The organism is Rhizobium mongolense USDA 1844, assembly GCF_000419765.1.
Classification (GTDB): domain Bacteria; phylum Pseudomonadota; class Alphaproteobacteria; order Rhizobiales; family Rhizobiaceae; genus Rhizobium; species Rhizobium mongolense.
The window spans coordinates 1-10,501 of record NZ_ATTQ01000061.1 but is presented as its reverse complement, the minus strand read 5'-3'; the positions used below and the strand labels follow the sequence as shown (position 1 = coordinate 10,501).

Annotated in this window: 8 protein-coding genes and 4 pseudogenes; 6 read left to right on the top strand and 6 right to left on the bottom strand. The window is 58.1% G+C overall.

The window, feature by feature from the left end; genetic code table 11:
• Nucleotides 1-2 precede the first annotated feature (2 nt).
• Nucleotides 3-299 (bottom strand): co-chaperone GroES, encoded by a 297-nt coding sequence (locus A3C3_RS0136510; RefSeq protein ID WP_022719411.1) that lies wholly within the window; start codon nt 297-299, stop codon nt 3-5.
• Nucleotides 300-1,691: 1,392 nt separating this feature from the next.
• On the opposite strand from A3C3_RS0136510, the pseudogene A3C3_RS48925 reads away from it, so the two are divergent.
• From A3C3_RS48925 to A3C3_RS0136495, 6 genes and pseudogenes are all read left to right on the top strand, one after another.
• Nucleotides 1,692-1,994: pseudogene (locus A3C3_RS48925) on the top strand (S46 family peptidase); the annotation flags it as partial.
• Between the two features lie 53 nt (nt 1,995-2,047).
• Nucleotides 2,048-2,203, top strand: coding sequence for a S46 family peptidase (locus A3C3_RS48920; protein ID WP_281419256.1), 156 nt, complete (start codon nt 2,048-2,050; stop codon nt 2,201-2,203).
• A gap of 237 nt (nt 2,204-2,440) precedes the next feature.
• Nucleotides 2,441-2,650: pseudogene (locus A3C3_RS48915) on the top strand (hypothetical protein); the annotation flags it as partial.
• A gap of 149 nt (nt 2,651-2,799) precedes the next feature.
• Nucleotides 2,800-2,962: pseudogene (locus A3C3_RS48910) on the top strand (recombinase family protein); the annotation flags it as partial.
• A gap of 99 nt (nt 2,963-3,061) precedes the next feature.
• A pseudogene (locus A3C3_RS48355) lies at nt 3,062-3,262 on the top strand (UPF0149 family protein); the annotation flags it as partial.
• 364 nt (nt 3,263-3,626) lie between these two features.
• Nucleotides 3,627-4,289, top strand: a complete 663-nt coding sequence (locus tag A3C3_RS0136495) for a transcriptional regulator (RefSeq protein ID WP_028740315.1) — start codon at nt 3,627-3,629, stop codon at nt 4,287-4,289.
• A 485-nt stretch (nt 4,290-4,774) separates the two neighbouring features.
• On the opposite strand, the gene A3C3_RS45845 is transcribed toward A3C3_RS0136495, so the two are convergent.
• The 5 genes from A3C3_RS45845 to A3C3_RS40800 form a co-directional block, all read right to left on the bottom strand.
• Nucleotides 4,775-4,915, bottom strand: coding sequence for a hypothetical protein (locus A3C3_RS45845; protein ID WP_156890808.1), 141 nt, complete (start codon nt 4,913-4,915; stop codon nt 4,775-4,777).
• 374 nt (nt 4,916-5,289) lie between these two features.
• Complete coding sequence (locus A3C3_RS0136485; RefSeq protein ID WP_022719406.1) at nt 5,290-5,775, bottom strand: MaoC family dehydratase; 486 nt, start codon at nt 5,773-5,775, stop codon at nt 5,290-5,292.
• 6 nt (nt 5,776-5,781) lie between these two features.
• Complete coding sequence (locus A3C3_RS0136480; protein ID WP_022719405.1) at nt 5,782-9,003, bottom strand: efflux RND transporter permease subunit; 3,222 nt, start codon at nt 9,001-9,003, stop codon at nt 5,782-5,784.
• Nucleotides 9,004-9,006: 3 nt separating this feature from the next.
• Nucleotides 9,007-10,110 (bottom strand): efflux RND transporter periplasmic adaptor subunit, encoded by a 1,104-nt coding sequence (locus A3C3_RS0136475; protein WP_028740314.1) that lies wholly within the window; start codon nt 10,108-10,110, stop codon nt 9,007-9,009.
• A 77-nt stretch (nt 10,111-10,187) separates the two neighbouring features.
• Nucleotides 10,188-10,501: SIS domain-containing protein (locus A3C3_RS40800; protein ID WP_028740326.1), on the bottom strand; the 314-nt coding region annotated here is incomplete at its 5' end.

Genomic DNA, 10,501 nt, shown 5'->3' with positions numbered 1-10,501 from the left:
GATCAGCCGATGATGCCCATGATGTCGGCTTCCTTCATGATCAGAAGGTCTTCGCCGTTGATCTTGACTTCAGTGCCGGACCACTTGCCGAACAGGACGCGGTCGCCAGCCTTGACGTCGGGAGCGACGACCTTGCCGGACTCGTCACGAGCGCCGGAGCCGACGGCGACGATTTCGCCTTCCTGCGGCTTTTCCTTGGCGGTATCGGGAATGATGATGCCGCCCTTGGACTTTTCGTCAGACTCGACGCGGCGGACGGCAATGCGGTCGTGCAGCGGTCGGAAATTGATGTTTGCCATTTCTGGTCCCTCGATCAAATGTCATTGCGGATCTAAGCGATCCGATGGCTAGCTGTTAGCACTCACGTTAATCGAGTGCTAACACGCCCCGAAGATAAGGACAGCCATCGGGCGGATCAAGGATTGAAGTCAGGTTTTTTCGCGAGCCGAGAGCATCACACCCAGGCGCTATTTGTTTGATGCCCTACAATCAGCGAATGCTGGCACTCATCCGAGCGTCAGTCATATACTTCAACGGCAGCTTTATCCTCGGAACGAAGTTCGAAAAAGAGAAGCTGACGCGCCATGTGGGCTACCCACGAGTGCAATACCCTGGACCGCCACACATGAGCATCATGATAGGAGTAGGATTTCGCGCTGACGGGGTTCTGACGATCCTCTTCAGGCACCCTCTGTCTTTCCACCTTAGGCTGCCGGAGACGGCGCCCGGGTGCGTGTGCCAGTCGCCAAGATATGTGTCCAGCCTGCCCGACTGTTCATAATGACTGGCGATCTCTCCATGTTGCCAGCGCTGGTCCGGAAGAAAGGCGGACGGACTCCGTTCGGGCCGCCTAGGATCATCGCCGTGACGACGGCGGCATTGCTTTCCGCCCAATATCCCATGAAGGTGCCGCCAGTCTCTTTATCGTACCAGCGGTCCGCATCGAGACATATCTCGTCCCACACCGCCCTCGAGAGCCATACGAATCGCATCCCCATTCGGTCGCGGGCTGGAGTTCATCCACCCTTCAAATGGGTGGCAGTCGTCCAACACCATCGTGCAGGGACAGAGTGTGGATGACCGACGCTTTAAGCTCGTCCGGGTGCGAAAGGACGTCCACGGCCAGCCGTACCGACTCGAGGGACAATTCCTGACGATCGAACGAAGCGCCCGTGAATGTTGGCTCCGCGCATCCCGGAGGCTGCCTCAAGCCAGAGGGCGCTTTTTCGATAACGCCCTTCTGGTAGGCAAACTCGCGGCATGTCGGACAGCCCGATTTCGGGTAGCGACGACGCCTCCTTTTAGAGACAAAGTGCCGAACACTGAAATGAGCGGCTTCTCAGCCCTCTTGCAACAGTCGGCGAGCAACCGCGAAACTCCGGGTGATGCAGTCGCATCGATTATGAGGTCTGACCTGGCAATTATTGGAGGAGTACGGAATGATTTCGATGGCCCATAAAGCAGTGAAAAGAGGAATGCGTCGCCCTTAACTCCCGAGCTAAGGTCGGTCGATTGGACAGTGACCGAGATTGAGATACCTGGCGACGTCTTGTCAACGGGGCGCCGAGCAAAAGCGATGTGATTCTGAACTGCCCCGTCACTCCACTTTCCGGGCGGAGCAGGAGCAAATCGACCGGTGCGCCGCCAAGGAAACGTTGCGGTGTGACTCTTGATTTGCAAGTCCGGGGAAGGTGAAAGCCTCTGGTCGCAAGTACCCTCCCGCCTACGGCTTTCGCGCCTCGGAACCGGATTTTTTCGCCCACCCTCTCGGGCGAGTAGGTACGCCGCAATTCTCCTGTTTCAGCGTCGTCCAAGCGCCAAGCAGAATCGACCAGCACATAGCTATTGATGCGCCGGATGCCGCCATTGCTGCAATCCGGGCTAAGGATTATGGCCCCTATGTCGCGCCGGCGCTGGGGACGTTGCCGGTCAACTACATATCCACGGTCGACATAACAAACAGCAATAGCGGTCCGGCGACACTGAACGGGCGCGGCGAGTTCGTGGGTCTCGTCTTCGACGGTGTCCTCGAGGGCGTTATCTCGGATTGGGCGGCCCCATCGCGGACCGCACCCGCAGCATTCATGTCGATAGTCGCTTCATCCTCTGGACCATGGACAAGATCGACGGCGCGACCCGGTTGCTCAAGGAAGTGGGAGTGCCGCCCGTGTCGCGCTCCGGAGCGGGTAAAAGACCCTGGTAAACGACCAGCTGCGCTTTGGCACTTTGCGGTGCCAGGCGCGACGGCCGTCCACCACATCAGATCAAAACTTCTATGCTGAGAGCGACGGTGCGGCACCCATATCGTTCAAGTCGCTCTCGAGGAGATCCTGACAACTAGGGCCGTCCAGCGCTGAAGACCTACGGGTTTGCCCCACCATGGTGGGCCGACCCGGCGTGGGCCGGGCCGCTGATGTGCCGGTTTGCCGGGATCTCCCAGGATGGCCAAGGAAATCACCTTAACTGCCGGTCGGACTTTTCCCGCCTGGTGCGAGAGCGGCCGATCCAGGAGGCGGAATCGCAGCCGATGCGGGCAAGGCAGCCACAGCAGGACCATAACCCGGAGCTGAAGACGATCGAGGCGCAAATGGCGGCACAGCGAAGCCGCGAGCGCGACGACGATCTTCATCCTGTTCCGGGCGCGAGATGACCCCATCAAGCAGCGTGCTCTTTCGTCTGCCGGCAGCACACTAAGTCAAGGCACTGCCTAAAGTCGCGAAGGTCGAGATCGAAGCCATCAGCGCTCAGCCAAAGGAGATAGGTTCGCCCGCTGAGGAGAGAGAATGGGCCGGAGCAACGATCAAGCGTTGCTCCGGTTTTCTTGTGGGATACGCCCGCGTTTCGACAGAAGATCAGCTCAACGACGCACAGGTGCACGGATCCGGCGCCTCACGTGAGAGGCCGGGTGCTGAAGCTTCTCAAGGATCTTGGCGCCGGCGACTTGTCGTCGTACGCCCGCCTAGCTTGTTACGTGCGCATTGAAACGCGGGCAAGCACATTACGCCCTGCGGATTCTGGATTTCGGCCACGGCGCTTTCTGATTTCCACCACAGGATTAACGACCTTCGATACCATGGTTTGGCGCATCAGCTTCCTGATCGGGACGGGCTTATCGCAAAAGCAGTAGCGGCCCGTCATCCGGGGCGATGCTGTCACTGGCGATATCATCGCGCAGATCAGCAAGCTCAGTTAAACCACGGGGCCGGCCACCTAATTCGATGCCGCAGCTGTCGCTGAAGCACTCGTCAAGATCCGAAGCTGATTCATGCCAAAGCGGGCAATCCGGGGTTCTGGAGCAAAATCGGCTTTTTCTATCTCGGCGCAGCACAATCTAGTATCAACAGGTCGCTGGTTCAATTCCTTTCAAGAGCGGCAACCGCAGCTAATTGCCCATCTACAATCGATGATCGAGCCGGCAGGCGCTTTGTGCGCCGGAGGTGCGAAAGCGCCCGAATGGAAATTGACGACGCTGACCTTAAGCGGACGAGTCTTAGTTAGGCTCGCGTTGCCCGCTGAGTATTCAAGGGACTAGACCGGCGGCGCGGTGGTTGCTATTTGCAGGGCATGTTGCGATGCTGAAGACGTCGCCGAAACATCACCGCAGACACACCCAAGGGCCTCTGAAAGTGAAAAAAGTCCAGCGCAGCTTTACCGTCGAGTACAGATCTGGTCGGCGAAAAGTGAATTCTAATCCGACCTCGATCTGGGGAGACATGGATCTCAAGTCCGTTGCGCAAGATCTGCAGGACGAGGCAATGCCAGTCCTGCCGGGAGCTTCTCAGGCTAGCAGCAGCGAGATGTCCTTCGCTGGAGAAGAACAGGCCGCGGCGTTGTTGACACTGCCGATTGAGCAGGAGACAAATGCATCGGCTTTACAGGAGACCATAATGGCCGACGAAAACAATGCGATGACTGATACTGACACGCCGGCCGTAGCGGCACCTGATGTACCGAAGAAGGAGCGCAAACCTCGCACTAGGAAGGCGATGCCTGAAACGGCCTCAACCGCAGTTTCGGCGCAACCGGCAGAGGCTTCGAATGCTGCAGTTGGAAAGCAGAAGAGAGGACGCAAGGCGAAGTCGGACGAAGGTGCGACAAGCGGCAAACGTGCGCCTGTCAAACGTTCTCCGAAGGTTGTAGAGGCAGCGACTGCACCGTCGGTGGCGGCAGTTGATGAGTTTGCGGATCTTCTGCAGCTCGAAGAGGAAAACCAGAGACTGCGCAAGCTTCTGGCCGAGAAGCTCCGTGCTGAAAATGCGGATCTGCGAAAGCGGCTCAATCTCGGTTGATCAACAGCATTCGGCCAAGCGCTGGCCGCATTCTTATACTTATCGTGATGGATATCTTGGCGGCGGTTCGTTCCGCCGCCAACGTTTTTGCTCGCAGCCTGAATGCCGAGTAGAATTCGAGGTCGAATAAAATGGCGTCTCCCTGGAAACTTCTTGCTCGGCTGGTGTCACCGCGACGGCAGCAGAGGCAGGAACACGGTCCGACCGATGACGTGCAGCCGGACATTGGCCATCGCCAAACCGACTGACACGGCCGGCGACATCGGGTTTATAAATTTACGCGACCCCGCGAAACAGCAACCTCTGTTCCTATGCTGCGCCTGATGAATTCTCTCAAACGGCCATTCTTGGGGAAAGGACCGAATCGATCATCAATCTTGTCGGAAGCGGCATGGTGTTGCGCTCGTGCCGAAAGCACATTGCCGCTCAAGCCGCTTGAATGTCACATTATGTCCGGTTCGCGGCCCCGGCGTTCCGATCCGATATCAGATCGCCCGGGGACGTCGCGCACTCTCCAGAGCTTGAACACATGTCGCATCCCGTAACGCCCACATCGGACCGCCCTCGAGGCGCGGGAAACCGTAACCATGGATGAGCACAAGATCGATGTTCGAGAAACGTCGCATGATCCTCTCCGCTAGCGCAGCGCCTTCGCGCGCCATTGCCGCAGGCACGTGCTCACGGAGGCTTGATTCCGGATGTTCTTTTCGGGCAGAATAAGCATCTGCTTTCGAACAGCCGTAATGGTGTAGCGCTGCGGCTATTTCGCGAGCACGGGATAGGTCGCGCCGCAAATCATCTGAACAATAGCGGCTGGCCTTGAGAATCCGTTCTCCGACCGATCTCGGCCTCGCGTCACGACTGCCTGTACCGAAGTTCCTTTTTACGATCGCCAAAACGATGTTGATCGTTTCGAGCGAGGTGGGCGAGCAGGTTCAACCAGCGCAAGAGATGTGGTAATTGAATTCTTCGCCGGAGGGGTGCTAAGCCACGGGCGATGTCAAACGCCTGTGGGCCGGTCCTTGGGATCGAACTGAACGATAGCGATCCAATTGGCAGTGAGTGCCGGCTTATTCTCGTTCTCGATCTCGACCGTCACTTCGTAGGTGGTCACCAGCATGCTGGCGCCGCGAAAGCGGCAATCCGACAGCACGAAGCTGCCACGCACACGGCTGCCGGTTTTGACCGGCGACATGAAGCGGACGCGGTCGAAGCCGTAATTGAGGCCCATGGTCTGTTCGCGGATCTTCGGCAAACCGCTGAAGTACATCACCGACAGAAGCGAAAGTGTCAGGAATCCATGAGCGATCGTGCCGCCGAACGGGCTTTCGGCCGCTGCGCGCTCCGGGTCCACGTGAATGAATTGATGGTCCTGGGTCGCATCGGCGAAGAGGTTGATCATCGTTTGATCGACGGTGATCCATTTGGATGTCCCGAGTTCCTGGCCAACAAGCCTCGGCGCGTCCGCGAGGGAAATTTCATGCATGCGACCTCACTTACTTTCTGTCTCGAACTGACGTCCCATCCGTGTCGTCGCAGTATGATCGCTTGGGACAGAGCTGATAGGACTTTTACCCTTATCGAAGTCGAGGTGCTGAGCCGCGGCATTCGTCTCTGTAGGATGAGTCAGCCAGCGTTTGAGGCGCCGGGCAATGTCGTTGAGATAAGTTAGTATGACAGGCACAAAGACCAAACTGAGGAGGGTCGAGGATATCAACCCGCCGATGACCGCATGGGCCATCGGGGCGCGCTGCGCGCCGCCTTCGCCCAAGCCCAAGGCGGTCGGGAGCATACCGAAAATCATGGCGAGGGTTGTCATTACGATCGGCCGGAGCCTTGCCGCTCCGGCATCAGCAAGGCTCTGACGCAGACTCTTGCCTTCCCGAACGCCTCGATTGGAGTAGTCGACGAGAAGGATCGCGTTCTTGGTCACCAACCCCATCAGCATGATGAAGCCTATCATCGAGAACATGTTGAGCGTCGAGCCCGTAAACAGAAGGCCAAGCAGGACGCCTATCAAGGATAGCGGCAATGTCATAATGATGGCGATTGGCTGGATGAAGGAGCTGAACTGAGAAGCCAGGATGATGTAGATGAAGATTACGGCTAGCACCAGCGACTGGAATGCATAGGCGGTGCTCTCGGCGAGGTTCTCCGCGTCACCGCCGAATGATATGCGAAACCCCAACGGGATATCCATCTTTGCGATCGCGGCGTTCAGATCGGCCGCAACGTCGCCCGACGCCCTTCCGTCAATATGACTAGATATGCGAACCTCCCGGGACAGATCCTTGCGGGTGATCACATCAGGCGCGGTGCTCTCGACGACGTCGGCGACCTGATCCAGCAAGACGGTTATCGGCTTACCATTGTCGTCCGTACGGCCGGTCGAGATTATGAGATTACGGAGCTGTGCGGCATCTCGCCGGGCGGTCGGGGGCAGCCGCACCACGACATCATGGGGCTCTCCGTCGGGGGCGTTCCATACGGATATAGCATCGCCCGCGACGAGAGGCTTGAGCGTATCGCCGATCGTTGCAATCGACACGCCCAGATCGCTGGCCGCCTCACGGCGTACCCGGACAGCCAGCGTTGGTTGGACATTTTCAATCGAAGATTCGATTTCGATCGCGCCTGGGATAGCCGCGAGCGCCGAGGTGATGTGATCGGAGATACGTCGCAGCTCCTCGTCACCATCCCCGAGGACCGAGAGTTGCAGCGGCTTTAACGATCCGCCCGGTCCGGAAGGCTGTCCGACGGAGATCTCCAGGCCTGCGATCGTGGCAAGCCGCTGACGGATGGGATTAATGGTCTCCGCCGTCGTCAGCCTCCGTTGATCGCTGGGCACAAGTTGCACGGCCACAATAGCCTGGTTGAAGCCGCGCAATTCGCCGGAATTGATAGTGGAATACGTCGAGGAGATATAATCGAAATCCCGCAGCACTCGTTCGACCTGGCCGACCTTCGCGGCCATATAATCGAGGGAAGCGCCTTCGTTGGCTTCGAGCGATATGCTCACTTCCCCCTGGTCGGCTGGCGGCAAAAACTCAGTACCGATGCGCGGCACAAGCAGCAGGCTGGCAACGAACATGGCGACGACAATAGCAATCGTCGTTTTCCGATGGTCGAATGACCAGTGAATGACAGAGCGATACCGGCTCGCGAGACTCTCGAACCATTGATCGAATCGCTCAATCATCCGACCGAAGAAACCTCGCTTGGCACTCTTTTGAGATTGGGGGTCGTACCAAACGCTCGACAGCATCGGATCGAGGGTAAAGGACACAAAGAGCGAAATTACCACGGCCACGGCGACAGTAACGCCAAACTGCAGGAAGAAGCGACCAATCAGCCCGCCCATGAAGGCGACAGGCAGAAACACAGCGACAATGCACAGTGTAGTCGACAGCACGGCAAGGCCAATCTCGTTGGTGCCATCGAGCGCCGCCCTGACATGATCCTTGCCCATCTGGAGATGGCGGGTGATGTTTTCACGAACGACTATCGCGTCGTCGATGAGAATACCGATCGACAGGGAGAGTGCCATCAGCGTCATGATGTTCAGCGTGAAGCCTAGAGCGTAGATGGTCGCGAATGTGCCGATGACTGAAATGGGGAGCGTAAGGCCGGTGATGACCGTGGATCGCCAGGAGTTCAAAAACACGAACACGATCAGCACGGCCAGAACACCGCCTTCGATCAGCGTTCGCTGAACTTCGAAAACCTGAGAGGCTATGGGGCGGGAGTTGTCACGTGTGATGGTGAGCCGGACGTTCTCCTTTGCCAGTTCTGCGTTCAACGCAGAGATTTCCCTGCGAAGTGCGGACGCCACCTCTACCGTGTTCGCGCCCTGGACCTTGACGATACGCAACCCAACAGTTGTCATGCTCTGATAGTTTGCAAGACTGGTCACTTCAGCACCTGTGTCGAGAACGGTCGCCACATCCGAGAGGTAGACGGGATAGCCGCCGCTATTAGCGATGATGATGCTGTTGAAGCCTGAAGCATCCGCGATGCGGCCCTCGACCGTCACGATCCGCTGGTTGATACCGGATATGAGCGTTCCCGCCGCGCGATCCTGGTTCTCGCGTCGGATTGCATCCATGACGGTAGAGACACCGACGCCATAAGCCTCTAAACGATCAGGATCCACGACCACGAGAACCTGCCGCTCGCTGCCGCCAACCAGTGAAATCTGGCCGACGCCGGATATGACGCTCAGGCGATTAGTGATCACGCGATTGGCAAGCGTGGTGATTTCGCGCAGCGTCCGGATCGACGAGGATGCTGCGACAGAGAGAATTGCCTGGCCGTCCGGTTTGAAGCGCGTGACCTGAGGGGTATCGACTCCGTCGGGGAACGTCGCTTCGAGCCGCGCAACCCTGTCGCGCACCTCCTGCGCCGCGACCTGTGAGTCCACATCGAGTTCGAACTCGACCACGACGACCGAACGACCTTCGTAGGACTCTGAGGTAATGCTGTCGATGCCGCCGATGGCGTTGAGCGCCGATTCAATCGGCCGTGAGATCTCGCTTTCGACTGATACCGGCGACGCTCCGGTGTAGGTGGTCTCGACCACGACGATCGGGAGGTCGGTCTCGGGGTAGTGATCGACGCCGAGCCGGCCATATGAAAACAGGCCAAGCACAAGGATAGTCACCATCATCATTGTGGCGAAGACCGGATGGTTGACGCTGATACGCGTAAGAAACATCCGTCAGGTTCCCTCGATGGTCACCCGTGTATCGGCGACCAGATCGGGCAAGGGGGCGCTGACGATAACATCGCCCTCGTTCACTCCCGATACCTGCACAAGATTTCGGTCGCTCCAACTCCTGCCTAGCTCGACAGGTTGCCTGCGCAAAACCCCTCGTTCCACCTTGAGAACGAAAGGCCCAACTGCGTCATACCGGATCGAGGCCGCCGGAAGTGCTATGACATCCTTCTGGTCGTCGACTTTGAGGATGCCGGTGGTGAACATCCCGCCTCGCAACAGGCCGTCGTTGTTATCTATCGCGATGAATACCCGCACGGCACGGGATCCGGCGACCGCAGTGGGCGAGATACGGACGACCTCTCCAGGGAATGTCCGGCCCGGAAAGCCCTCTACTGTCAGCTCTACAGGCTGCTTGGGGCGAACGAGCGGGATGCGGCTTGTGGGAACCCCGGCGTCAACTTCCATCCGGTTGAGCTCGACAATAGTCATCATTTCAGTGTTCAGCGGCACGGTCTGTCCCTGTTCCACCGGACGCGCAGCAATGATGCCATCGAACTCGGCGCGCAATTCCGCATAGGAGAGCGATCGTTCGGTATCTGCGACCTCGGCCTGTTTCGATCTGAGCTGCGCGCGAAGATTGAGCACGTTGGCCCGCGCTGCAAGCCTCGTCGCCTCCGATGCCGCGCCTCGTTCACCCAGCGTCGTGTTTCGCTTAAACACCGACTCAGCGAGTTCGATCTGTGCATTAAGGGCATCCACCTCTGCTTTTCGCGCCGTCACGGCCGATCCGAGAGCTTCCGTTTCAAAACGGACGAGGAGGTCGCCGGCTTTGACCACGTCTCCGATCTGCACGGGCAGCTCAATGATTGTCGAGGATACCCGAGATGTCAGTGTCGAACGTCGAACGGGCGTGAGAGAGCCGGCTATACGAACTTCGTTTACGATGTCCTGCCGGACGGCGGTGCTGACGTCGGCTTGAGCAAGCTCGATCGGGCTGCCATGTTTAATCTGCGCAATCGCCCGACCTGCCGAATTAAGGATGGCGATTGCCACGGTTACGGCGACCGCGAGTTTCCCTAAATTGCACCGAGCAATTTTCGTCATCTGGATCTCTATCCGAGCGTTGATTTCTAAATACAAAGGTGTTGGCGTTTTCCGAGCCAGCTATGAAAGCGTCACAATCATTCGACGGTCACCGATTTGGCGAGATTACGCGGCTGGTCTATATCTGTGCCCATGAAGACCGCCGCGTGATAGGCAAGAAGCTGTAGCGGCAGCGAGAAGATCATCGGCGCGATAATCTCCTCGACGTTAGGCAGCACGATGCGGTGCATCGTGTCGAGTTTGGACATCGCCGCTCCCCTCTCATCGGTGATGAGAATGATGCGACCACCCCGGGCGGCCACTTCTTGCATGTTAGAGACGGTCTTATCGAAGAACCGATCACTTGGGGCGATCACGATGACCGGCATGTTTTCATCGATCAGCGCGATCG

Excerpts from the sequence above, each read along its gene's own strand:
- A3C3_RS0136475 (WP_028740314.1), bottom strand. The coding sequence starts at position 10,110 with ATGACGAAAATTGCTCGGTGCAATTTAGGGAAACTCGCGGTCGCCGTA.
- A3C3_RS0136510 (WP_022719411.1), bottom strand. The coding sequence starts at position 299 with ATGGCAAACATCAATTTCCGACCGCTGCACGACCGCATTGCCGTCCGC.
- A3C3_RS0136485 (WP_022719406.1), bottom strand. The coding sequence starts at position 5,775 with ATGCATGAAATTTCCCTCGCGGACGCGCCGAGGCTTGTTGGCCAGGAA.
- A3C3_RS45845 (WP_156890808.1), bottom strand. The coding sequence starts at position 4,915 with ATGCGACGTTTCTCGAACATCGATCTTGTGCTCATCCATGGTTACGGT.
- A3C3_RS0136480 (WP_022719405.1), bottom strand. The coding sequence starts at position 9,003 with ATGTTTCTTACGCGTATCAGCGTCAACCATCCGGTCTTCGCCACAATG.